The following is a 25,045-nucleotide window of genomic DNA, read 5'->3' on the forward strand; positions in this document are numbered from 1 at the left end:
ATATTACGTTAATTCTTACGATAAAAACAAGGAATTTATATAGGAGGGATGTACATAGCGTGATATAAAAAAAAGACATCCTTATTTAGTGGATGTCTTTTCAGGTAAATCTTTTCGCACAGTATATAAAAAACGAGATATATCTAATTTCTTTCCTCGGAAAAATTGCGGAGAAGAAATGTAAAGTTCTTCTTTCGCACGTGTAATGGCGACATATAGTAACCGGCGTTCTTCTTCTAACGCTTCAGAAGTTTCCGTAACACGATCATTTGCATCTTTTAAAGAAGAAGTATGGGGCAGGATTCCATCACTCGCTCCAAGTAAAAAGACACATGGAAATTCAAGGCCTTTTGCGTTATGAATTGACATAAGTGAAACGGCATCTTTTTGCGGCATTGTTTTTAATGCTTCCATTTCTTTTTGACCTTGAATCGCCTCGTCGATAAATTGTAAATAAGCTGGAATATCGGTGAAACGAGTGGCAGACTCCATTAATTCTTCCAACATTTCTTCTTGTATGTCTTTATGCATTGTAAAGGAAGAACGATCGTTACTTTGCAAGTACTCTAAATATTTTCCTTTACCATGAATGATTTCTTTTAATGCTTTTTTCGGTTCTAATTCTTTTATAAATTTAATAAAATCGATGCGCTCATTTACCTTTTTCACTTGAAAAGGTTTTAAGCTTGGATTTAATAGTAAGAAATGAAGAAGAGAAGGGAAGCGCCCCTCACCATATTTCCATTGTTCACGTTCAATAAATGAAATACAATCATCACGTCCGATATACATCGTCGGCAATATGTTTGAAAGTGATTCTAGTCGAAACGGCTCAATCACAAGTCGTAGATGATCTAATACAGGCTTAATTAAAGAATGTTCATAAAATGATTGGCTCGCTCCGTGTTTAATAAACGGGATTTTATGGATGGTAAGCTGATCAAGTAACGAACGACTTACAGAATGTGTGCGATACAGTAAACAAAAATCTTTAAAGTTACGTTCACCACTCTCTACTTTTTCTTGAATAAGCTGCAAAATTTGATTTGCTTCATCAAGAGTCGTAGCAGGTCTTGCATAAAAAGGTTGTACACCTTCCTCACGAACAGAGTATAGCTCTTTATCAAAACGTTCTTGATTTAATTTTATAACTTCATTTCCAAGCCCGACGATAAAGGGATTGGATCGATAATTCGTATTTAGTGCAATGATTGTTGTGTTATCAAATTCTTTTGGAAAAGATAAAATAATTTGGTGACTTGCTCCTCGCCAGCCGTATATCGCCTGGTCGTCATCACCTGCGATAAATAAATTATTTCTTGGCGTGGCTAACAATTTTACAATTTCATATTGTGCATAGGATGTATCTTGAAACTCATCTACTTCAATGTAGTGAAAACGTTGTTGTAATTGAGTTAGTAAAGGAGCATTATTTTCTAACATATAATATGTTTCCAATAAGATGTCATCGAAATCAATATAATTGTATCTTTGTTTTACCTCTTCAAAACGTTCGTATACTTCTTTAAATTCTTGTTCGACTGGTGTTTTCGCTTTTACATCTTTCGGACGATTTAATTTGTTTTTCTCAAGTGAAATCATCGCGAGCATCGTTTCAGCATCATAATCGTCTTTTAAACGCAATTCTTTTAAAATTTTTTTTATCATAATTTGTTTATGTTTTTCATTTGCTAAAATTTGCTGATTATACCCTTGGCTACGAAGCAATTTTAAGAAAACAGAGTGGAATGTACCAGCAACAACGTAACTACTTGCTGCATGATTCATACCCGGTAACTTCGCAACACGACTTCGGATTTCTTCAGCTGCTTTTTGTGTAAATGTAAGTAATAAAATATTTCGTGGATGAACTTGTTTTACATTTACTAAATAACCTACGCGAGTTGTTAAAACAGATGTTTTTCCGCTTCCGGCACCAGCTAGTGTAAGAACAGGACCTTCTGTTGTACGCACGGCTTCTAATTGTTTTTCGTTTAAAAAAACATTTTGTTGTTCGAGAGCGCGGAAATAAGCCGCATCTACATCTTCTTCCATGATTAAATGGGTAGATGTTTTCGGAATATGATATGTCGCACGCGGAATATCAGCGTGTGTTAACGATTTTTGTGAAAATTTTTCTTGTGTCATATGTTCACCTTCAAAACTATAGCATCAACATTTAACTTTAGCGGAAGAAAAAGAAAATAGCAATGTAAAAAAACAGGAGGGATCACCTCCTGCTTTCAAATTACAATTCTTTTATCATTACGACGTGCGGGATATTAGCTTCCATAAATACATCAGAACTCGTTACATATCCAAGTTTTTTATAGAAATCTTCGGCATGTGTTTGAGCGTGAAGTTTCAATTTTGGTAGCGAATTTTCTTTTGCATACGCTTCAAGCGCATCCATAACAATTTTTCCGATACCTTTTTTTCGATGAGAACTTAGCACGCAAATGCGTTCCATTTTTCCGATACCATCAAGGGCGCGAAAACGTCCAGCACCGATTGGAACATCATTGTCATATATAACAACGTGTGTTGAAGTTTCTTCAAACTCATCGTACTCTTCTTCAGCAGAGACACGTTGTTCATTTACAAACACTTGTTTACGTACAGAGAATGCATCTCTTAGTTGTTCGTCCGTTTGTACAATCTGTGCGTGCAAATTAGTTGTTCCCCTTTCCAAGACGGAATGTTTCGTGTACAGTCCATGTTCCATTTTCTAATTGATATAGAAGATGGAAACGATCAATTGGTTGTTCGTAATAGAAATCTTTCATACGTAATCGGCCCAACACATCAGCATGCTCTGCATCTGATAAGCCTTGTCCGATTGTTAAATGAGGTACGAAAGCATATTCGCGTTCTTGCGTGAATAACCCGCTATGCATTTCTTCATTTAAGAAAGTAAGTTCAGGTGTTTTTTCTACTTTAAAGTAAAGGACGTTATTAACAGGTGCGAATGAACCAACTTTCCCAACATGAAGGGTGAAAGGGTTCGTTTTACTTGCGATTGTATGTAACTCGTTTACAATCGACTCTAATTGTTCATCTTGCGCCTCAAAGGGTGTTTTCAATGTAATATGTGGCGGAACTAATGCGTAGTGCGGGTCATAACGTTTACGCAATCCGTTCGCTTTATCTTGAATCATTTTAGATGGAAAAATTACAATGCCTAATTTCATGTTCCAATTCCTCCCTTTGTAAGTCTAGTTAGATTTTGAGATAAATAAATCTCTTTATCTATTATATCAAATTATTCTGAATACTGCTCTCTATTATTTCATTGATAGAATATGAGAGAAGGCTTTCGGTAAATCAGTCTGCCAATATTTCCAAGTATGATTGCCTTCAAATTCCTCATAATGCGTGATGAAGTTTTTATCTGTAAGAAGCGTATTTAACTCACGGTTCGGCCCTACGAAATCAGATACTTGTCCATCAGTACGCTTTACAGCCGTTTCTTCTGTACCGATGACGTGATACAGTTCTAACGCCTGTGGATCTTTGAATTCTTTTGCTAAGTTCATCACTGTCTCATCCACAAATGGTGATTGTATAACGACTTTACCGAATGTATGCGGATACATAAGTGCAGTCATAAAGGAAACTGTTCCACCAAGAGAATCACCAATTAAAACACGGCCTTTTCCCATTTGGTACGTTGGATAATTTTCATCAATATATGGTGCAAGTTCATGAGCAAGGAAACGAATATATGCAGCATTTTTTACTTCATTTGGGAAATATTTTTCTTTACGATCATGTACATTTTTATATGGAATACCGACAATAATTGTACGGTCAATTTCTTCGGTTTCACGAAGGCGCTCAATTACACGGTGCGCTTTACCGAGCTGAAAATAATCTCTACCATCTTGTGCAATTACAACTGTATGTTTGTGCAGTGGCGTGTAATTTACTGGTAAATAAACGAGAAGTGTAACGTCTTCTTGGAGTGATGCGCTATAAAATGAAATTTCTTCAATTCTCCCTATTGTTTGACTCATGTAAATCCCCCTAAATAAAAATTTACTGTAACGATTGTAAGAGCGACGCTTGTAGTGAAAAGGAAAGAAATATTCACTAATCGGTGCCTTAATTTCTATTTTACCATAATGGTACGAAGAATCTAAAAAATTAGTATTTAAGTTGCGAAAGAAAACGGATATAATGAAGTGGGATTTTTGACAGGTGAGAGGGGAGACAGGATTTGAAACAAGAAAAATCAATCGCACTACCATTAGCAATTTCTATAATTGCCATTTCCTTTGCAGCAGTTTTTGTAAAGATGTCCTCAGCACCATCTTCAATATTAAGTATGTACCGCTTATGGATTATCGTACTTATTATGCTGCCTATCGTATGGAAAAAAAGAGAGGAATTTAATAGGATTCAAATGAAAGATTGGGGCTTTTTAATTGGATCTGGTTTCTTTTTAGCACTTCATTTTCTTTTATGGTTTGAATCTTTAAAGCATACAACAGTTGCTAGTTCAACAATTATTTTGGCACTTCAACCAATCGTATCTTTAGTTGGAGGTTTTTTTCTATTTAAAGAAAGAACAACATATTCAGCCATTGCAACGATGGGAATCGCTATTTTAGGAGTAATGTGCATTGGTTGGGGAGATTTAGGTTTAAGTAAGCAAGCAATTTATGGTGACATATTATCCTTTCTAAGTGTAATAGCGGTTGTCGGTTATTTATTTATCGGGCAAACGACAGTGAAGAAAGTATCGCACTGGATTTATAGCTTTACAGTCTTTGCGTTCGCAGGTCTTTTTATGGGGATTTATAATGTTATATTACAAGTACCCTTTACAGGTTATACGAAGTGGGATTGGACTGTTTTTCTTTTACTTGCGGTTGTGCCGACAGTGTCACATGTAATTAATAACTGGCTATTAAATTATGTAAATGCAACGACAATTTCAATGAGTATTTTAGGAGAACCTGTTGGAGCATCTATACTTGCGTTCTTCTTACTTGGAGAAAAATTAAATGCAATGCAAATGATCGGTAGCATGCTCGTATTGTTTGGTGTATCTGTTTTCTTAATGCAGCAACAAAAGCGAACAGCAAAAAATGTCGTAAACGAGCCGGTGTATACACAGGAATTATAGTGTTAGGGGAGAAAAGAGAAGTTATGATACTTCTCTTTTTGTTTTATAGAAATGCGGGCGTAGAAGGGGGAGGAAAATGGAAGAGATATTAAAGAAGTATATGAATAGATTTACAACACTAAGTGAAGAAGAGCAGCAAATGATCCTCAGTGAATTACAAATTGAAGAATATAAAAAAGGAACAGTGCTCCTAAGACAAGGAAATGTTCCGTTAAAATGTTATTTTGTATTAAAAGGATGCGTTAGGCAACATAGTATAGATGAAGCAGGGAAAGAAGTTACATCAAATTTTTATACAGAAGAACAGGCAATTTCGAATTTCAACCATCATAAACAAGATAAATCTTCATCTTTTTTTATTAACCTTGTAAAAAGTAAAAACTAAAATATTGAAATCAAGTAAAAGAGTGGCTACGAAGCCACTCTTTTACTTTGGATTTGTCATATAAGGTTGTACATGAATGACACATAGGTCACGAAATTTGCCTTCAGCAGTTGTGACAATTACGACTGCTTTACCTGCACTTTTTCCAGTAATCGTTACGGTGTCACCTTTTGGATATATGGTGATGATATCAGAATTCATATTTGACCAAATAAGCTCTTTATTCGTTGCTTGTATTGGTAAAATGGAAGCTGATAACACAATGTTTTGTCCCGTTTTTATTTTTAATTTATGTTTTTCCATATGAACACCGATGACTGAAATAACAGAAGGAGCAATTGAAATTTTAGGCGGGTTAGGTTGCATGTTTAAACAAGACGCAGAAGTATTTGTGATAGGTGAAAATTTTCGTGTTTGTTGTTGCTGGAAAGCTGCTAACATGTTGGAGTCCCCTTTCTGTATAAGTGCTGATACTTATACTATAAAGGAGTAGTGTTATGTTAAATTTAACGAAACATAAAGAATTTGTTAAATTTGATAAGAAGATTGTCGAACTGTAAAAAATCTCTGCTGTTATCGTAACAGCAGAGATTTTTTTATAAATTATGACGATGTTGTTTTTCGAAATCCTCAAATTGCTCTTTAACTTCTTTTGAAGGTTGTGTTAGTAAACTAACAATTACGATTACTAGTAAACTAATAGTAAAACCAGGAATCATTTCATATAAGAATTCTTTTAAGAATTTGAATTGAGTCCAAATAATGACTGTAGCGGCACCAGAAATCATACCAGCAAGTGCGCCCCACTTCGTCATGCGTTTCCAATATAAGCTTAATAAAATAGCAGGTCCGAATGAAGAACCAAATCCAGCCCAAGCGTACCCAACAAGAGCTAAAATCGTATCATTTTGTTTAAACGCTAATGCGCACCCAACTAAGGCAATAACAAGTACAGCCATACGACCGACAAATACAAGTTCTTTATCAGAAGCAGAACGTTTAAAGAATGTACGATATAAATCTTCTGTTATAGCGCTAGAAGTAACGAGTAATTGAGATGAAATTGTACTCATAATCGCTGCTAAAATAGCTGCTAATAAAAATCCAGTAATAAGTGGATGGAATAAAATTTTTCCGAGTTCAAGGAAAATTGTTTCTGGGTTAGATAATGTTAACTCTTGTTGTGAGTAGTAAGCAATACCGATAAGGCCAGTAAACATAGCTCCGACAACAGAGAAAATCATCCAGCTCATACCAATTCTTCGTGCGCTTTTAATTTCTTTTACAGAGGAAATCGCCATAAAGCGTACGATAATATGAGGTTGTCCAACATAACCAAGGCCCCATGCAAATAAAGAAATAATCCCTAAAGTAGAGGCACCTTTAAAAATATCTAAACGTGTTGGATCTACAGAACGAATTGTATCAAATGCAGGTCCCAGTCCGTTCGAATTCATAATTGTTACGATAGGAACAAGAATAAGAGCAACTACCATAATGATTCCTTGCACGAAGTCTGTCCAACTCACTGCTAAGAAACCACCAAATAATGTGTAAGCGACAACAACACCAGCTACAATGAATAATCCAACGTGGTAGTTCATACCAAATGAATTTTCAAATAATACAGCGCCTGAAACTAATCCTGAAGCTACATAGAAAGTAAAGAAAATCATAATAACAAGTCCAGATACTAAACGTAGCATATGAGATTTGTCGTGGAAACGGTGTTCCAAAAATTCTGGAATAGTAATAGAGTTATTTGCAATTTCTGAGTAGGTACGTAAGCGAGGAGCAACATAAAGCCAGTTTGCGTATGCGCCTAGTGTTAGGCCGATCGCAATCCAACTACTACTTAATCCAACGCTAAACATTGCACCTGGTAATCCCATTAAAAGCCAACCACTCATATCGGATGCTCCAGCACTTAATGCCGTTACTGCGGGGCCTAGTGTACGCCCGCCAAGCATATAATCTGTTAAGTTGGACGTTCGTTTATAGGCGAAATAGCCGATTACTAACATCCCGAGCATGTAAATAGAGATTGAAGTTAAAGTTAACATCTGCGTACTCATGAAGTTCCCCTTCCTTTTGTCATGTCTTTTGATGCGTTATGCATATTTATCCCGCATAAACGGGCAGTAAAACTCCCACCTTAAAATTGGCTGGGCAAGGAAGTTAGGTGGGAGAGCAACTGCCCGTAAATGCCCGATTGATTTAACTAATAATCAGTGGGATGAACAAACCCCTACTGATTAAAGTTTCACTTTATAATCTATCATGATTATTCTGAAAAATCCATATAGAAATACGAATTTTCAGAAATGTAAGCGTTTTTTGATGTCATTTTACTTTTTTAATATATAATATTCATACAAAAAACCTTATTTTTAATAGAGTATTTATTATATTTACATAAAAAGAGGTTGTTTTGTCAATATAATATTGAAAGGAAAGAAAAATTAAATTTTTGAAAAAGTATTGACTTGTGAAAAAAGTCAGGTCTATAATGAGTGCAACTTAAAAAAATGCAAGCGTTGATGAAGAAGAGTACACATGATGAACATGTCAGAGAGCTGATGGTTGGTGCGAATCAGTATGGAATTGATGTGGAATGGGCTTCGGAGCTTCCAAACCGAAACGAAAGAAGTAGGCTTTGGCGACATGATCTCATCGATACAAGAGACACGTATTGTTTTTGATACGGTAAAGTGCGTTACATTTGTAACGAATTAAGGTGGCACCACGGGAGTACCCGTCCTTTCTATAGGATGAGTACTCCCTTTTTGTGTATAAAAAATTAAATAAATGAAATCGTTTAAGTAAGAAGAGTACGTATATTGGAGACGTTACAGAGAGCCGGGAATAGGTGGGAGCCCGGTACGGTGCCATATACGGAATGGGCTTACGAGAGGTATGCTGAACAATTATTTTCAGTAGGCAACCCGGGTTCCGCCGTTACAAGGATAAGGTATAAATTTTGTACCTGAACAAAGCGGGATGCTTTTGCATCCAACACGAGGTGGTACCGCGGTATATTTATCGTCCTCTACATATTTTCGATATGTAGGGGACTTTTTTATTTTTCTAGAGTGAGGTGAAGGACATGATGACGAAAGAAGAATTTATAAAACAAAAAAGAGCGAGAAAGACATTTTTAGTAATCACTGAAGAAGAAGGAGATAGCATTACGCCAATTTCTTTATATAGACGTATGAAAGGGAAGAAGAAATTTTTATTAGAAAGTTCACAGCTTCATCAAGATAAAGGGCGTTATTCTTACTTAGGATGTAATCCTTATGGAGAAGTAAAAAGCGTTGGTACGGAAGTGGAACGAACGATTTACGGCCGGGCAGAAAAGTTACAAGGTAACGTACTACAAGTGTTAGAAGAAGTAATCGCACCATCACAAGTAGACAGCCCATTTCCATTTTGCGGAGGAGCAGTTGGTTATATTGGATATGATGTCATTCGGCAGTATGAAAACATTGGAGCGGATTTACACGACCCATTAAATATTCCGGAAGTACACCTTGTACTATATCGTGAGTTTATCGTTTACGATCATTTACGCCAAAAGTTGTCGTTTGTATATGTATGCAGGGAAGATGATTCAGCAGATTATGAGGAAGTATACGAAAGGCTACGAGTATACAAAGAGGAAGTGCTACAAGGAGAAGAAGCTGAAGTAAATGCAATACAATCCACATTATCATTCACTTCTTCTATAACGGAAAAAGAGTTTTGTGAGATGGTAGAAATTGCGAAAGAATATATAAGAGCGGGAGACATATTCCAAGTCGTACTATCACAGCGTTTACAAAGTGAATGTATTGGGGATCCATTCTGGTTATACCGAAAACTTCGAATTGCAAATCCATCACCATATATGTTCTATATCGATTTTCAAGATTATGTTGTACTCGGTTCTTCGCCGGAAAGTTTACTATCAGTAAGGGAGGATAAAGTGATGACGAATCCAATTGCTGGTACAAGGCCGAGGGGGAAAACGAAGAGGGAAGACGAGGAAATCGCAAAAGAACTGTTAGGCAATGAGAAAGAGCGAGCAGAGCATATGATGCTTGTAGATCTTGGGCGAAACGATATTGGTAGAGTGAGCGAAATCGGCTCGATTACGATAGATAAATATATGAAAGTAGAAAAATACTCTCACGTTATGCACATTGTATCTGAAGTTTACGGAACATTGCGAAAACAAATGGGCGGATTTGATGCGTTAGCGTATTGCTTACCAGCAGGAACGGTTTCTGGAGCTCCGAAAATTAGAGCGATGGAAATTATAAATGAACTAGAGAATGAAAAAAGAAATGTATACGCTGGTGCAGTTGGATACGTTAGTTTTTCAGGAAATCTTGATATGGCGCTCGCTATTCGAACGATGGTCGTAAAGGATGAAAAAGCATACGTTCAGGCAGGAGCAGGAGTCGTTTACGATTCAGATCCAGTAGCTGAATATGAAGAAACATTAAATAAAGCGAGAGCGCTTTTGGAGGTAATGAAATGATTGTACTTATCGATAATTACGATTCGTTCACATATAACTTGTATCAACTGTTAGGCGAACATGAAGAAGAAATTGTAGTTGTAAGAAATGATGAAATAACGATAGAACAGTTAGAAGAGATGAATCCAAGAGGAATTGTACTTTCACCAGGACCAGGAAAACCAGAGGATGCTGGCATTTGTATCGACGTCATCCGTCATTTTTATAAGAACGTTCCCATATTAGGGATTTGTCTTGGTCACCAAGCGATCATAGCTGCATTTGGAGGAGACATTGTTAGAGCAGAACGTATTAAACATGGAAAAACATCGCGTGTGAAACATAACGGAATGTCAATCTTTTCATACGCTACACAGCCGTTAACGGCAATGCGCTATCATTCCCTTGTTGCAGAGCAAACGAGCTTGCCAGAGTGTTTTGACATATTAGCGACAGCGATGGACGACGGAGAGATAATGGCAGTCCGTCACAATTATTATCCGCTCTTCGGATTACAGTTTCATCCGGAATCAATCGCAACAGAAGAAGGCGGAAAGTTAATACGTGCCTTTTTAACAGAAGTAAAAGAGGAGGAAAGAGTATGAATAACTATCTTCGTAAATTAGTGGAGGGTCAACATTTAACAGAAGAGGAAATGTATAAAGCAGGACTACTTTTATTAAGTGAAAACATATTAGAAAGTGAAATTGCAGCTTTCTTAGTCTTACTGAAAGCGAAAGGTGAAAATGCAGAAGAAATATACGGTCTCGTTCGAGCTCTTCGCGAAAAGGCACTACCATTTTCGAACCATATACAAGGAGCAATGGACAATTGCGGGACGGGTGGTGACGGTGCTCAAACGTTTAATATTAGCACAACATCAGCATTCGTACTGGCAGGAGCTGGCGTAAAGGTTGCAAAACATGGTAATCGTGCTGTTTCTAGTAAAACAGGAAGTGCAGACTTATTAGAAGAACTAGGTGTAAATATTAGTAGTACGCCAAACGAAATTGATTATTTACTAGAGCATGTGGGCATTGCATTTTTATTTGCACCAGTGATGCATCCAGCACTAAGGCGCATTATGAAAATAAGAAAAGAGTTAAACGTGCCGACGATCTTTAATTTAATTGGTCCTTTAACAAATCCAGTGAATTTAGAAACACAATTTGTCGGTATTTATAAACGAGATATGTTATTACCAGTTGCACAAGTATTACAAAAGTTAGGCCGGAAACAAGCGCTTGTCGTAAATGGAAGTGGTTTTTTAGATGAAGCGTCATTACAAGGGGAAAATCACGTAGTCATTTTAAAAGATAATGAAATAGTAGAAATGAGTATTGATCCAGAAAAGTATGGTTTTTTAAGAGTGAAAAATGAAGAAATTAGAGGGGGGAATTCAAAAGAAAATGCAAAGATTACAGTCGGCGTATTGAGCGGAGAAAAGAGTGTTTATCGTGATACCGTTTTATTAAATGCAGGTCTAGCTCTTTTCGCAAATGGAAAAACGGAAACGATTGAAGAAGGAATTAAACTCGCGACACATAGCATCGACTCTGGAAAAGCATTAACCAAATTAAACTTATTAATTGCAGCAAGCAACGAAAAATTAGAAAGGGTGAACTAAAGTGGGGACGATTTTAGATAAAATTGTAGAACAGAAGAAAAAGGAAGTTACGGAGTTATATGAAATATATACACCAGTAAAAGCAAAAAGAAAGACACATTCACTTGTAGAAGCGTTACAGCAGTTTACTATCATTGCAGAAGTAAAGCGAGCATCACCATCAAAAGGAGATATCAATTTACACGTTGATGTACGAAAACAAGTGGGAACATATGAGGAATGTGGTGCAGGAGCAGTTTCTGTTTTAACAGATGGTCAATTTTTTAAAGGATCGTTTCACGATTTACAAACAGCACGAGAAGAAAGTAACATTCCGCTTTTATGTAAAGATTTCATAATAGATAAGATTCAAATCGATAGAGCATATGAAGCGGGAGCCGATATTATTTTACTAATTGTAGCAGCGTTAACGAAAGAGAAGTTAAAAGAGTTGTATAGCTACGTGTTAGAAAAAGGATTGGAAGCGATTGTTGAAGTTCATGATGTACAGGAATTAGAAACTGCGATTGTATTAAATCCGCACGTTATTGGCATTAATAATCGTAATTTAAAAACGTTCGAAGTAGATTTAAGCCAAACTGAAAAGCTTGGAAAAAGATTGAATGAGGAGAAACTACTTTGGATTAGTGAAAGTGGCATTCATTCAAAAGAAGATATTATTCGTGTTAAAAGAGCTGGAGCAAAAGGTGTATTAGTTGGAGAGGCGCTTATGACATCATCTTCTATTAGTAGTTTTTTTGAAGATTGTAAGGTGAATATATGAAAGTGAAAATTTGCGGCATCACTGATATGGAAACAGCAAAACGTGCGTGCGAATACGGCGCAGATGCACTCGGATTTGTTTTTGCAGAAAGTAAGCGGAAAATCACTCCAAAGAGAGCGGAAGAAATCATTGAGGAGCTTCCAGCCAACGTGTTAAAAATCGGTGTTTTCGTAAATGAATCAGTAGAAGTGATCCGGAAAATTGCAGATGAGTGCGGGTTAACACATGTACAACTACATGGGGATGAAGACAATCATCAAATTAGAAGATTGAATATTCCGTCTATAAAATCGCTAGGAGTAACTTCAGAGAGTGATATGAAAAACGCTCAAAGGTATGAAACGGATTATATATTATTTGATAGCCCGAAAGAAAAGTTTCATGGAGGAAATGGAAAGACATTTTCATGGGAACTACTTGGGCATATGCCAAAAGAATTGCGAAAGAAAACGATATTAGCTGGTGGATTAAACGCTCTTAATATAGAAGAAGCAATTCGAACTGTTCGGCCTTATATGGTTGATGTGAGCAGCGGAGTAGAGACAGAAGGAAAGAAAGATGTAGAGAAAATAAAACAATTTATTATAAAAGCGAAGGAGTGTTCCAAATGAACTATGCATATCCAGATGAAAAAGGACATTACGGTATATACGGAGGACGATACGTTCCAGAAACGTTAATGCAATCTGTACTAGAACTAGAAGAAGCATATAAAGAAGCGATGCAAGATGAAGCATTTCAAAAGGAATTAAATCATTATTTAAAAACGTACGTCGGAAGAGAAACACCGCTATATTATGCTGAAAATATGACGAAGTATTGCGGTGGTGCAAAGATTTATTTAAAACGTGAAGATTTGAACCATACAGGAGCTCATAAAATTAACAATACAATCGGTCAGGCACTACTTGCAGTGCGAATGGGCAAGAAAAAAGTTGTCGCTGAAACAGGAGCTGGACAACACGGAGTTGCAACAGCTACTGTATGTGCTCTTCTCGGATTAGAATGCGTCATTTTTATGGGAGAAGAAGATGTAAGACGTCAAAAATTAAATGTGTTCCGAATGGAATTACTCGGAGCGAAAGTAGAAAGTGTAGCGGCAGGTAGCGGTACATTAAAAGATGCGGTAAACGAGGCGCTTCGTTACTGGGTTTCACATGTGCATGATACGCACTACATTATGGGATCTGTTCTCGGACCACATCCATTCCCGCAAATTGTACGTGATTTCCAAAGTGTAATTGGGAATGAGACGAAGAAACAATATGAAGAATTAGAGGGGAAATTACCAGAAGCAGTTGTTGCTTGCATTGGTGGTGGGAGTAACGCGATGGGAATATTTTATCCATTTGTACATGATGAAGAAGTTGCTCTTTACGGCGTAGAAGCAGCTGGAAAAGGCGTTCATACAGAAAAGCATGCAGCAACTTTAACGAAAGGAAGCGTCGGTGTCCTGCACGGATCAATGATGTATCTTCTGCAAAATGAAGAAGGGCAAATTCAAGAAGCACACTCTATTTCAGCAGGACTTGATTATCCAGGTGTTGGTCCAGAACATAGTTTGCTAAAAGATATTGGCCGCGTTTCTTATCAGTCGATAACAGACGAAGAAGCATTAGAAGCATTTCAATTATTAACGAAAAAAGAAGGCATTATCCCGGCGTTAGAAAGTTCACATGCTGTCGCATACGCATTAAAATTAGCGCCGCAAATGAAGACAGACGAAGGGCTTGTCATTTGTTTATCAGGCCGCGGGGATAAAGATGTAGAGAGTATAAAACGTTATATGGAAGAGGTGTAAAAAATGGGAGTAGAAAAAATTAAAGCAGCGTTTGAAAATGGCAAGAAAGCATTTATTCCGTATGTAATGGGCGGAGATGGCGGCCTTGAAAAATTAAAAGAAAGAATTCGTTTTCTAGATGAAGCTGGAGCAAGCATCGTTGAAATTGGTATTCCGTTTTCGGATCCAGTTGCAGATGGGCCAACGATTCAAAGAGCAGGAAAGCGAGCGCTAGATAGCGGCGTAACATTAAAAGGCATTTTTCAAGCGTTAGCAGAGGTAAGGAAAGAAGTACAAATGCCCTTTGTTCTTATGACATATTTAAATCCTGTACTTGCATTCGGAAAAGAGAGATTCATCGAGAACTGTATAGAAGCAGGTGTAGACGGCATCATCGTTCCAGACTTACCGTATGAAGAACAAAATATTATTACGCCGTTACTTCGAGAGGCAAACATTGCGCTCATTCCACTCGTTACCGTAACGAGTCCTATTGAAAGAATTGAAAAAATTACGAGTGAATCAGAAGGGTTCGTTTATGCTGTTACAGTAGCGGGCGTAACGGGAGTACGTCAAAACTTTAAAGAGGAGATTCATAGTTACTTAGAAAAAGTAAAATCACACGTCAACTTACCAGTAGTCGCAGGATTTGGTATTTCAACAAAGGAACATGTAGAAGAAATGATTACAATATGCGACGGAGTTGTCGTTGGAAGTAAGATCATTGAGCTTTTAGAAAATGAAAAGCAAGAAGAAATATGTGAATTAATATATGCAACAAAACAAAAAGAAGAGGCGTAGTCTCTTCTTTTTGTTTTGCGTAATAAATGTTAAAATATACAGAAAATACATATAATTTAGAGGGTGAGAAGGCATGCTAAGACGTAAACTACTATATCTATTTTTAACTGTACCGCTATACGCTTGGCTTATTAGCATGACGAAAATAGAGTTAATGGCTCTATTTTTAGGGTATGTATTCATCTTTTCCAATTTAAATCGCATTCAAGAACAGTCTATTTTAGAAATATGTCTATTTTCGATTAGTATAGAATTATTTAGTATCGTTTCGATTGTATTATTAAACGAATTATTTCTACGGATTCATTCATTTGCATTAATGAAATTTTGGAATATTATATTGCAAGCAATATGTACTTACATTGTGTTTGTTGTGTTGAAAGAAATAGTCGGAAAGCAGACAGTTTTTCAGGATAATAGAAAATGGGAGTGAATAAAAAGGAGCCGTTTGGTTCCTTTTTTGAATCTGTTGTAAAAACAATTGAAAATTATGACATCTGTTATATAATAGTTAAAAATTGTATTTTTAATGAAAAGAGATGATAACATGGCCATATTGTTGGCACTTATCCCAATTATGATGATTTTCATTTGTTTATTTTTATTTAAACAAACGTCATTAAGGTCCTCGTTAATTTCTTATGCTGTGTCTGTTGGAATTGTTTTACTCTCGCCAATGTTTCAATTAGGGATAAGTGAAACTGTGCACGCAACGATTAAAGGATGGTTAATTTGTTTTATTGTCGGGTACGTTTTATTTTTCGGTATTTTTTTATTTCACCTCATGAACAAAATGGGGTACATCGATCAAGTAGCACGTTTTCTAGAAGCAGTTACTCAGGATCGCTTATTACAAATGCTGCTTATGTGTTTTGGCATTTGCCCGCTTATTGAATCAGTAAGTGGATTCGGTATTGGCTTCATGGTTGCAGCACCTATTTTTCTTTCACTAGGATATAAACCATTTCAAGCTGTACTACTCTCATTCATCGGCTTACTAGCTAGTTCATGGGGCGCAATGGCAACTGGTACGATTATCGGTTCGCAGCTAATAAATATGCCTCTTACAACACTTGGCACAAATACAGCGCTATTAAGTATTCCGATGTTTGCTTACTTCGTTATTCTTTCTTTACACGTTGTTGGCGGCTGGCAAGCGGTTATAGAAAAGTGGAAAGAAGGAGTAGGGTTCTTTCTATTATTTTCTCTCGGAATCTATCTTTCTAATGCGTACGTAAGTGTTGAACTAGCCGGGATATTAAGTTCTATCGTTACGATTACCTTTGGCTTTTTTATCATTAAATTAAAAGGAAAAAGTGGGCAAAATCTTATAACAGAACATGCGGCTGCAACGGAGAGAGAAGTATCCATTATAAAAATTATTAGCCCTTATATATTTCTAACAGTTTGTATTTTACTTTCTCGCCTCGTTCCAGCATTACATGATTTGTTCAGATCATATGCGGTTCTTGATTTGAAATCATACTCTTACAAACTAGAGTTACTATATTCACCAGGATTTTGGCTCGGTATGACTTGCTTATTTACTATTATTTTCTTCCGCATCCCGCCTAATATTATTAAACAATCACTCTCACAAACGATAAAACAATGGATTCCATTTGCTATTACGACGACAATGTTTATCGCCATTTCAGAACTAATGGGTGCATCAGGCATGCATTCATTACTCGCAAAGACAGCTGGTGAAACATTTGGAACCTTTTTCGTTTTCGTTGCTCCGTTTATTGGCGCTATTGGTGGATTTTTAACAGGTAGTAACGCAGGATCAAATGCAATGTTTATAAAACTACAAATGCAAACCGCACAAAACGTAGCACTCCCGTGGCAATATGTCACAACACTTCAAAACACTGCATCATCAGTAGCTACAATCGCTTGTCCATCACGGATTACACTAGGTGCTTACTTATGTAATATCCCTTACCGTGAAAATGAACTATTAAAGAAGACGACGTTAATGATCTTTGGTGCGGTTTTGCTTGTAGTGGTAGAAGTTATTGTTTGGTATATGTTGAGAAATTAAAAATCCTCCTAACATAGGAGGATTTTTTTTATGAGTGGATAATGATTTAAATATGAATAGCTTCTACTAAATGAATAGGAGATGAAATGTATGCCCCTAAAAAACTACGGTGTGTTAAAAGGTACAGTTATACAATCAAAGATTGGAAAAGGGAAAACACCTCATTATCAAGTTCATTTACAGGGCGAGACAGGAGTAGATTATCGTATTGCAATTAACGTAAAGTCGCAAAGTTATCCATCAGAAGTTTTATATTTTGCGAGTAACAATATTAAGTCAGAGGCGATTCATATTTTACCGACATTACCATTCGGTTTTACAGAAATAAAAAACAATGAACCGAAAGTAGCTTTAGATTATGTAAGAGGAAATCTATTTGACTCAAATCAAATGATTCCTTTACCTCCCGAAAAAGCAGGAACAGATAATGATTTAAATGAAAAAATAGAACGTTATATAAAACGAGCAATAGAAGAAAAAGCAATTATTTACGCGTTTGGTGAAAGATGGGGACCAGAAGAAAATACACCAGATTCCTATTTTCATTTCAAACCAGGAAACGGTATACATGATATTCATATGAATCAAGGGAATGTAGAAAAATGGCAAGGTGATGATGGCATATGGCAAGACGGAGGAATACTCATTCACTTTGAAAAGGAAGAAGAATGGATTGGTATCTTTCTTGCATTCCAATCACAGTCATGGTGTACCGATGAAGAAGGGCATGCTCGCGTTCCGGTTGAGCATTGTGATTATAAGGGGAATAATTAATAAGAAGAGGGCGTTTAAAAAGAACGCCCTCTTCTTATTTTATAAAACGAAAAACTAACAAGTGTAGAAATACAAGAGAAAAGCAGTGCTACACTAGAAAACGCAATGAGATACATATTATATTTCATAACCTGTCCAATTAGCTGGTTACTGTCGTATTGAAACAGTCCCGCGATGATGTTGAATAAAAATAAAACGATAAACATGACGATAACTCCGTCTATTGATCCTTTAATGTCTGGTTTACTTAAAGCGATATGTGCGGAAATGCAAATGGCGATAAATAAAAATAACCAAAAGGAAGGATTCAATAAATTGCCGATTGTAAATAAGCTTTTCAATAATACAAACGTCGACAAGAGCATGTTTTGGATCATTTCTACATTAATAGAAGTAGAAGCAATCGTTTTTTCGAGAGTTGTATTAAATAAAAAATATGATTCTGGTACGAAATAGCGCATTAAAAGGATTAGTGCAGTAATACCAGAAATAATAGGCCCAATGCCGATGAAGAAATTCCCAATCCGTTGATACACACTTTTTTGATTGTATTGATGTTGTACGTAACCTAAAGCCCCTTGACTTGTATCTGTCGGGAAGAACTGTGTTGCTACAATCTTATGACGGAACAGCACGCACATAATGGCATGTCCAAGTTCGTGAATAGGAACACCAATCCAAGCCGTTAATAGGAATCCTTTTCTTCCAAAAGCTCTCGACCAATACATGCGTGTGAGAGATTCTAAATAGCCTAATAGAAATCCAATTACAATGATAACGCCAATTAAAGATAATAATTGGATTACGCTTGTAAGGAGTATTTGAAAAATTGAGTTTACCAATTCCATTGCCAGTCATCCAATCTGTTAAAAATATTATTTATTCTGTTTCATAATAGCATTTTTTTTCAAGATTGCTAGCACATATATTTCTTTCGAAAGAAGGATTTCAGAATCTTTTTCTTGTAGTCATGTTTTATGTACAAATTCATATATTGAATTTGTAACACCCTATACGGTATATCCTTAAGGAGGGATAAGAGAATGAAATGTCCGTCATGTCATACAGAAAATGCATCAGAGGCAAAGTTTTGCGGGAATTGTGGACATTCGTTAACGGAAGAAGTAGTGGCAAGTAGTGGCCAAGAAGAAGGGCCGGAACAAGCACGTGCGGCACAAGCAAAGGAAGCTCGGCCAAATGAAACGGTAGAGCAAGCGAAGCGGTTTGCGAGCGGCTATTTTCAATTTTTTAAACATGCATTACAAGCACCGACAGCGATTATGAAAAGTGGCGCTATTGAAGTGCGAAATGGAATTGTAAGTCTTGTTCTTATTTGTTTTTTAGGAGCATGTATTTTTTATAGAATGATGAGTGCAGCATCAGCAGTTACGAGAACATTTGCACCAGATATATCTACTCCCACGTTTTTTGGAGAATCTATAACGGTCTTTTTCTTTTTATTAATTTTAACTTTATTTGTCGGATTTATTATTTTTGTAAGTGGTAAGATGATGAAATCATCTTTTTCATTTCTTGAAGTATTCGGTATATGGGGAACGATAGCGACGCCGGCTATTGTCATATTAGTCCTTTCTTTTCTTTTTAGTTTCTTATTAATTTTTTTCTTACCGATATTATTATCGGTAGCTGCAACTTATATAGGGATTAGTATAACTGTAGCCGTATTAAAGCTAGACAATGGCGGATTAGATCTTGTTTACACACTTATTATTGCAAATGTTTTAATTGGAATTGCAACATTCATTGTACTTTGGTCTTACATTAGCACGATAATTCAAGCCTTAACACAGGGAATAACTGGCTTCTAATGAAAAGGTGGTTGACTGGATGAATGTATGTACAAAGTGCGGAATTCAGTTTGAAGATGGTGTGCAATTTTGTCAAAACTGCGGGACGAAGAGGGGACGTTCTGTAGTAAAGAAGAACATGAGCGGTGGTGCAAAAGTTGGCATTACACTGTTAGCGCTATTTGTTATAGCAATTATTGGATTGTATTTGTACGGATCGTCGTATTATACGCAGGTGGCACAAGTAGACCGGATAATTACGATTTTACAAGAGAGGGACGGAGAGAAATTAGCTGAGATCGTTACGGCAGATGATCCATCGGTTATGATAACGAGAGAGAGTGTAACGCCTCTATTTTCATATATAAAAGAAAATCCATCTTACGTAAATGAATTAAAACAATATTTGAGACAAGGTGAAAAACAACGGGACGGAATAGAAAAAGCTGATTTTTCATTAACGAAAGACGGAAAGTATTTCTTTATATTTGATCGATATAAATTGAAAGCAAAGACGTACTATACAACTTTGCTTACAAATGAAAAAGACGTATCGTTAAAAATGAACGGAAAAGAAATTGATAAGACAGATGACAAAAAGTTTGAGAAGCAATATGGGCCATTTCTTCCGGGAAATCAAGTGTTTCAATCAGAGTATAAAAATGACTACGTAAAATTATCTCGTGAGGAAAAGGTTGTACTTATGAAACAAAGCCAAAATAACGTAACGATAGATTTAACGTTGCAAGGTCAATATATTACAGTTCAAACGAACGCGCCTGGTGCAACATTGTATGTAAATCAAAAACCGGTTACAGCGCTGGCAGGAGAAGAAATTACATGGGGGCCTGTAGCGACTGATGGAAGTGCGACGGTTTATTTAGAACGAAATGGAGAAAGTGGACGAGAAACGACAAAAGTAGAGACGGTAACGGCACTTTCGTCTTATAATCTTCCATTTCAAAAGAAAAGTACAGAAAAAACAGTTGTTTATAATGTTACTCCAACGCCCGCGACTGGGTATGTATATAATGGTTTCATCTTTCCTGATAGTGATATTCGAAAATTAACGAGCGCAGATTTAACATATTTATCGAAAGAGCAGTTGAAAATTGCTAGAAATGAAATATATGCAAGGCATGGACATATTTTTCAAACGAAAGATATGCAAGCATATTTTGCAAAACAGCCTTGGTATAGAGAAAATCCTTATTTTAAAGGAACGTTAACAGATATCGAAACTTATAATATTGAACTAATCAAATCAAGAGAATAGAGCGCTTGAAAAAGGTACAGTGTATATTGCTGTACCTTTTCTATCGTTATTTGGCTGGAGCAGGTTCCCTAGAGAAAAAGATATGAAAGAGAAATGTGACTTTACTTGCCCCTCCTGATGTACTGGCTTGCACATCAGATAAAGAACTAGACGTTAAAGCAGCTTCAGAATGTGGAGGGACGATTATTTTAAGAGCATCTTTTGATTCTGATGATATAGTAACCGTTATTGTATCATCAGAAACATTTACAATTTTAACAGTACCGACTGGAAAGATGGCCTTGCTAGCATGTGATGCAGAAGCGAAGCGGGTAGCTTTCCAAATAGTTTGAGAGAAAGTGTCATTGTCTGATAACCAAGCGCGAGCACTGTATAATGTTGCATTAATGGTAAATTCTTGTTCAAGCGGGAGGGCGGCTTTCGGTTCTTTCGGTTCCTCTGGAAACTGAGCGAGAAGACCAGCGCACATGTATGTTTCACCTACTTTCAATAGTTACTGTTATAGCATATTAAACATGTTGTTTATAAGACACGACAGTTACCTATTCATACATAAGTTTGTGCACCAAATTTGAAGATGAAATTCTCTTTCTTTACAATGGAAGTAGGTGTTATTTCTATAAAATATGGAAAACGTAAAGAGTATGTAAAAAAGAAGGAGTGGTAAAGTGAACTATGTCATTATTGGCGGAGATGCAGCTGGTATGAGTGCAGCGATGCAAATTGTTAGAAACGATGAAAATGCAAATGTTGTAACTTTAGAAAAAGGTGAGATTTATTCATACGCTCAGTGTGGATTACCGTATGTCATTAGTGGTGCTATCGCTTCAACTGAAAAGTTAATCGCGCGCAATGTGAAGACGTTTCGTGAGAAATATGGAATTGATGCGAAAGTGCGTCATGAAGTAACGAAAATAGATACGGAAAAGAAAATGGTGTACGCAGAGCATACGAAGACGAAAGATGTCTTTGAATTTTCGTACGATCGATTATTAATTGCGACTGGTGTACGTCCTGTTATGCCGGAATGGGAAGGACGGGAATTACAAGGCGTTCATCTTTTAAAAACAATTCCGGATGCTGAGCGTATATTAAAAACGCTAGAAACGAATAAAGTTGAAGATGTAACCATTATTGGCGGTGGTGCAATCGGACTGGAAATGGCAGAAACATTCGTCGAACTTGGTAAGAAAGTAAGAATGATTGAGCGAAATGATCATATCGGTACGATTTATGATGCAGATATGGCAGAGTACATACATAAAGAAGCAGATAAGCATCATATTGAAATTTTAACGAATGAAAATGTAAAAGCGTTTAAAGGGAATGAACGAGTAGAAGCAATCGAAACGGATAAAGGTACGTATAAAGCAGATCTTGTTTTAGTGTCGGTTGGAGTGAAGCCAAATACTGATTTTCTTGAAGGGACAAATATACGTAAGAATCATAAAGGAGCAATCGAAGTAAATGCATATATGCAAACGAATGTGCAAGACGTATATGCAGCCGGTGATTGCGCAACACATTACCATGTTATAAAGGAAATTCATGATCATATCCCGCTCGGAACGACTGCTAATAAGCAAGGGCGACTTGCTGGACTGAATATGCTTGATAAACGAAGAGCTTTTAAAGGTACGTTAGGCACAGGCATTATTAAATTTATGGATTTGACACTCGCAAGAACAGGGTTAAATGAAAAAGAAGCAAAAGGACTACATATCCCGTATAAAACAGTTAAAGTAGATTCTACAAATATGGCGGGCTATTATCCAAATGCAAAACCACTTTATTTGAAATTACTATACCGTTCTGACACGAAACAATTATTGGGCGGGCAAGTAATTGGAGAAGAAGGTGTAGATAAACGTATTGATGTGATTGCGATGGCGCTTTTCAATAAAATGAGCATTCATGATTTAGAAGACGTCGACTTAAGTTACGCACCACCATATAACAGCGTTTGGGATCCAATTCAGCAAGCGGCAAGGAGAGCAGAATAGCACTTTTTAAAGTGCTATTTTTTTACAATGAGGGAGTAAATAAAGTTTCACTTTATTTTGAATATACCGTTCCCCCTTGAAAACATAGTACGTATCGCTTATATTTTCATATAGTATTTATTTTTTAAACGAAGCAATGAACGAACCAGGGGGCGCAGTATGGCAATTAATATGAAAACAATTGAAGAATGGATTGTTGAATCAAATACAAGACATGAAGAAGACTTTGGACACGTTGTGGAAGAAATGAAAGAAGTATGTGTCGGACTTGATAACGCGACATTAATTTATACGAAAAATGTATTTTGTTTCGGTAAAAAAGTAGAAGTATTTTTCTTCTTCCAAGACCATGTCGTGATCGGACAAGAAAAAGACGAATATATTGAGATTGAAAAATTAAAGTATGATGCCATTACAAATAGTAATTTAAAAACAAATGACAAAAATACAACGTTAGAATTAAAGTTTGCTAACGGACAATCTATCAATTTAGATAGTTTAAATGATAACTACGGTACGAAAAATTGGTTATTTGCTAGACAAATTAAGAGTATCTTTAAATTAATCTAGTAAAAAAGCACGCCGTCCATCGGCGTGCTTTTAACTATGCAAAGCCCCTTTTAACCAATTCCGCGCCCGATATGCCCCAACTGGAACTTGAATAAGGGATGTTTCATTCCCAGCATCTATTCCGTACAATTGATCACATGCATTTGTATCAAAACTAAGTAAAGGATGCCCGCCCATCCCCATAGCGGTCGCTGCAAAAACGAGTTTATGAACGAGGATACCAGCTTCCATTTGGTGAATGCGATATCCTCTATAGCCTAATGCACGTGTATAGTAATCTTTCTGTCCGACTACATGTAAGCAAAGTGGTACTTGAAAAAGGTTTACGTTATCCATCGTCATACTAGACTGAAGTGGGTAGCGAAGGTCTCCATATCGAATTGGTTGTATGGAATGTGTTTTACTGTTATAAGCGTAAGCCCCGTTTTCAATATTTTTCACGCTATAAAAACATCCGTATAAGGAGACGCGTGTATTTTCATTTGTATACTTACCGTCAAGGTCGTTGTAATAGGGGAAGGAGAGACTCGCTTCTTGTAGTAAAGTAGCGAGCTCAGCTGCATCCCATTTCGTTAAAATAAAGTCCGCATCAGGAGAATATCGTTTTTTACAAAGTTGTAGGAAATCATACGATAACCGTTCTACTTTCGGTAGCTGTACAGCGTACGTATTATGTTGATAGTGCTCTTCATGATGTAGCGTTTGGAAGTGTGCTGTCGATTCGATCATAGAAGCTTCATTTATTTTTGTTATCATCGGATATTCACCTACATGTTTTGAGCGAACGAAATGTTCATGTGCGAGCGGCGGAATTTGTTGCAACAACTCATGAGAAGTAACTGTTTTATTTTCACGGTAATTATTGTGAAACCAATTAGTTTCTGGCTCTGTACTTAAAGGAATAACGGCATACACACTTTCTTCACCTTCTGACAATCCGAGTAAATGGTTCAGTGCACGGTCTAGAAATTGAAAGTATACGCCGTTTGTATAACCGAATTGCTTTGCACATTCTAGCAATTGTCCAATGAGGACCCCGCTATCTAATCCTTGAAGACGATATGAAAAATTATTGTATTTAAAGAAATTTTTCCAAAACATAGTGGATACGAATGCAGCACCGAAACAATCATGTATATTACAGCGATTACCGAGTGCGTCTGCCAAATAAGAATCGAAATTTCCTTCGCGAAGTAAAATAACTCGGTGATGCGCGGCGTCATAATGGTAAATGCCGTCTGGGTAATCGTCAATCTTTAAATAGATATACAATTCATTCGGATATAAAGCACCACCCGAAGGAATAGATCTTCGTAATACATTTCTCTCGCTATTTAGCTGACATAATTGTGTTACACCAAATGAATACCAAAGGTAGTGACCAATCTCATCTAAAGTAGGTGTAGTAGAAGAGTTCGGTAAAGATAATGGGATTTCTAAGGAGAGCGGGATGGTAGGTAAATTTCGATATAATTTATAAGGAAGCGGTGCGTCTTTCCAGTCCACCTCATGATTCGGCATAATTTCATCGATAGAGAAATGGAGATGATGTAAAAAAGTATCTAGCTGCATGAAA

24 protein-coding genes, 1 pseudogene and 2 other annotated features are annotated in these 25,045 nt (G+C 36.6%); of the genes and pseudogenes, 16 read left to right on the forward strand and 9 right to left on the reverse strand.

Annotation, left to right across the window (positions count from 1 at the left end):
• Positions 1-81 precede the first annotated feature (81 nt).
• The 4 genes from HMPREF1014_RS18120 to HMPREF1014_RS18135 form a co-directional block, all read right to left on the reverse strand.
• Positions 82-2,148, reverse strand: coding sequence for an ATP-dependent helicase (locus HMPREF1014_RS18120; RefSeq protein WP_000191204.1), 2,067 nt, complete (start codon positions 2,146-2,148; stop codon positions 82-84).
• 100 nt (positions 2,149-2,248) lie between these two features.
• Positions 2,249-2,671, reverse strand: coding sequence for a GNAT family N-acetyltransferase (locus HMPREF1014_RS18125; RefSeq protein ID WP_000543293.1), 423 nt, complete (start codon positions 2,669-2,671; stop codon positions 2,249-2,251).
• Position 2,672: 1 nt separating this feature from the next.
• Positions 2,673-3,191 (reverse strand): YjcG family protein, encoded by a 519-nt coding sequence (locus tag HMPREF1014_RS18130; protein WP_000765863.1) that lies wholly within the window; start codon positions 3,189-3,191, stop codon positions 2,673-2,675.
• Between the two features lie 93 nt (positions 3,192-3,284).
• Entirely contained in the window at positions 3,285-4,016 is a 732-nt protein-coding gene (locus HMPREF1014_RS18135; protein ID WP_000084009.1) for an alpha/beta hydrolase, read from the reverse strand.
• A 203-nt stretch (positions 4,017-4,219) separates the two neighbouring features.
• On the opposite strand from HMPREF1014_RS18135, the gene HMPREF1014_RS18140 reads away from it, so the two are divergent.
• Complete coding sequence (locus HMPREF1014_RS18140; RefSeq protein ID WP_000806941.1) at positions 4,220-5,131, forward strand: DMT family transporter; 912 nt, start codon at positions 4,220-4,222, stop codon at positions 5,129-5,131.
• A gap of 76 nt (positions 5,132-5,207) precedes the next feature.
• Positions 5,208-5,480: pseudogene (locus HMPREF1014_RS18145) on the forward strand (Crp/Fnr family transcriptional regulator); the annotation flags it as partial.
• A gap of 78 nt (positions 5,481-5,558) precedes the next feature.
• Here the strand turns inward: HMPREF1014_RS18145 and HMPREF1014_RS18150 are convergent.
• Positions 5,559-5,957, reverse strand: a complete 399-nt coding sequence (locus tag HMPREF1014_RS18150; RefSeq protein ID WP_000878734.1) for an Ig-like domain-containing protein — start codon at positions 5,955-5,957, stop codon at positions 5,559-5,561.
• A gap of 155 nt (positions 5,958-6,112) precedes the next feature.
• Positions 6,113-7,591, reverse strand: a complete 1,479-nt coding sequence (gene putP, locus HMPREF1014_RS18155; protein ID WP_000107205.1) for a sodium/proline symporter PutP — start codon at positions 7,589-7,591, stop codon at positions 6,113-6,115.
• 453 nt (positions 7,592-8,044) lie between these two features.
• Positions 8,045-8,282, forward strand: a binding site (T-box leader).
• 42 nt (positions 8,283-8,324) lie between these two features.
• Positions 8,325-8,569: a binding site (T-box leader), on the forward strand.
• 53 nt (positions 8,570-8,622) lie between these two features.
• Between putP and trpE the strand changes: the two genes are divergently transcribed.
• The 10 genes from trpE (at position 8,623) to HMPREF1014_RS18210 (ending at position 17,812) form a co-directional block, all read left to right on the forward strand.
• Positions 8,623-10,041, forward strand: coding sequence for an anthranilate synthase component I (gene trpE / locus HMPREF1014_RS18165; RefSeq protein WP_009327257.1), 1,419 nt, complete (start codon positions 8,623-8,625; stop codon positions 10,039-10,041).
• Positions 10,038-10,625, forward strand: coding sequence for an aminodeoxychorismate/anthranilate synthase component II (locus tag HMPREF1014_RS18170; RefSeq protein ID WP_000636317.1), 588 nt, complete (start codon positions 10,038-10,040; stop codon positions 10,623-10,625). Before trpE ends, HMPREF1014_RS18170 begins: the two co-directional genes overlap by 4 nt.
• Complete coding sequence (gene trpD / locus HMPREF1014_RS18175; protein WP_001067355.1) at positions 10,622-11,647, forward strand: anthranilate phosphoribosyltransferase; 1,026 nt, start codon at positions 10,622-10,624, stop codon at positions 11,645-11,647. Before HMPREF1014_RS18170 ends, trpD begins: the two co-directional genes overlap by 4 nt.
• 1 nt (position 11,648) lies before the next feature.
• Positions 11,649-12,410, forward strand: coding sequence for an indole-3-glycerol phosphate synthase TrpC (trpC, locus tag HMPREF1014_RS18180; RefSeq protein WP_000536714.1), 762 nt, complete (start codon positions 11,649-11,651; stop codon positions 12,408-12,410).
• Complete coding sequence (locus HMPREF1014_RS18185; protein ID WP_000865114.1) at positions 12,407-13,021, forward strand: phosphoribosylanthranilate isomerase; 615 nt, start codon at positions 12,407-12,409, stop codon at positions 13,019-13,021. The genes trpC and HMPREF1014_RS18185 overlap by 4 nt, the downstream gene beginning before the upstream one ends.
• Positions 13,018-14,211 carry a tryptophan synthase subunit beta gene (gene trpB, locus HMPREF1014_RS18190; protein ID WP_001105037.1) on the forward strand — a complete coding sequence of 398 codons (1,194 nt, stop codon included), beginning with the start codon at positions 13,018-13,020 and terminating at the stop codon, positions 14,209-14,211. Before HMPREF1014_RS18185 ends, trpB begins: the two co-directional genes overlap by 4 nt.
• A 3-nt stretch (positions 14,212-14,214) precedes the next feature.
• Complete coding sequence (gene trpA / locus HMPREF1014_RS18195) at positions 14,215-14,991, forward strand: tryptophan synthase subunit alpha (protein ID WP_000537826.1); 777 nt, start codon at positions 14,215-14,217, stop codon at positions 14,989-14,991.
• Positions 14,992-15,064: 73 nt separating this feature from the next.
• Positions 15,065-15,424, forward strand: coding sequence for a DUF4029 domain-containing protein (locus tag HMPREF1014_RS18200; protein WP_000946130.1), 360 nt, complete (start codon positions 15,065-15,067; stop codon positions 15,422-15,424).
• A 114-nt stretch (positions 15,425-15,538) separates the two neighbouring features.
• The gene (locus tag HMPREF1014_RS18205) at positions 15,539-17,038 is read left to right on the forward strand and encodes an L-lactate permease (RefSeq protein WP_000996242.1); all 1,500 of its coding nucleotides are present in this window, start codon (positions 15,539-15,541) and stop codon (positions 17,036-17,038) included.
• A 90-nt stretch (positions 17,039-17,128) separates the two neighbouring features.
• Positions 17,129-17,812 (forward strand): DUF2278 family protein, encoded by a 684-nt coding sequence (locus tag HMPREF1014_RS18210; RefSeq protein ID WP_001128606.1) that lies wholly within the window; start codon positions 17,129-17,131, stop codon positions 17,810-17,812.
• Between the two features lie 14 nt (positions 17,813-17,826).
• Here the strand turns inward: HMPREF1014_RS18210 and HMPREF1014_RS18215 are convergent, their stop codons facing one another.
• Entirely contained in the window at positions 17,827-18,660 is an 834-nt protein-coding gene (locus tag HMPREF1014_RS18215) for a hypothetical protein (protein WP_000424529.1), read from the reverse strand.
• Between the two features lie 195 nt (positions 18,661-18,855).
• Between HMPREF1014_RS18215 and HMPREF1014_RS18220 the strand changes: the two genes are divergently transcribed.
• Positions 18,856-19,641, forward strand: coding sequence for a zinc ribbon domain-containing protein (locus HMPREF1014_RS18220; RefSeq protein ID WP_000650101.1), 786 nt, complete (start codon positions 18,856-18,858; stop codon positions 19,639-19,641).
• A gap of 19 nt (positions 19,642-19,660) precedes the next feature.
• Positions 19,661-20,896 (forward strand): TcaA 3rd/4th domain-containing protein, encoded by a 1,236-nt coding sequence (locus HMPREF1014_RS18225; protein WP_001099912.1) that lies wholly within the window; start codon positions 19,661-19,663, stop codon positions 20,894-20,896.
• 46 nt (positions 20,897-20,942) lie between these two features.
• Here HMPREF1014_RS18225 and HMPREF1014_RS18230 read toward each other — a convergent pair whose 3' ends face one another.
• Positions 20,943-21,365, reverse strand: coding sequence for a hypothetical protein (locus tag HMPREF1014_RS18230; protein ID WP_000332394.1), 423 nt, complete (start codon positions 21,363-21,365; stop codon positions 20,943-20,945).
• 199 nt (positions 21,366-21,564) lie between these two features.
• Between HMPREF1014_RS18230 and HMPREF1014_RS18235 the strand changes: the two genes are divergently transcribed.
• On the forward strand, positions 21,565-22,899 hold the full coding sequence (locus HMPREF1014_RS18235; RefSeq protein WP_001110227.1) for a CoA-disulfide reductase: 1,335 nt from the start codon (positions 21,565-21,567) through the stop codon (positions 22,897-22,899).
• 159 nt (positions 22,900-23,058) lie between these two features.
• Positions 23,059-23,469, forward strand: a complete 411-nt coding sequence (locus HMPREF1014_RS18240) for a DUF3908 family protein (RefSeq protein WP_000996806.1) — start codon at positions 23,059-23,061, stop codon at positions 23,467-23,469.
• Between the two features lie 30 nt (positions 23,470-23,499).
• Here the strand turns inward: HMPREF1014_RS18240 and HMPREF1014_RS18245 are convergent, their stop codons facing one another.
• Positions 23,500-25,041, reverse strand: a complete 1,542-nt coding sequence (locus HMPREF1014_RS18245; RefSeq protein ID WP_001175534.1) for a SagB family peptide dehydrogenase — start codon at positions 25,039-25,041, stop codon at positions 23,500-23,502.
• Positions 25,042-25,045: the final 4 nt, after the last annotated feature.

The organism is Bacillus sp. 7_6_55CFAA_CT2 (genome assembly GCF_000238655.1).
In the GTDB taxonomy this organism is placed as follows: Bacteria; Bacillota; Bacilli; order Bacillales; family Bacillaceae_G; genus Bacillus_A; species Bacillus_A cereus.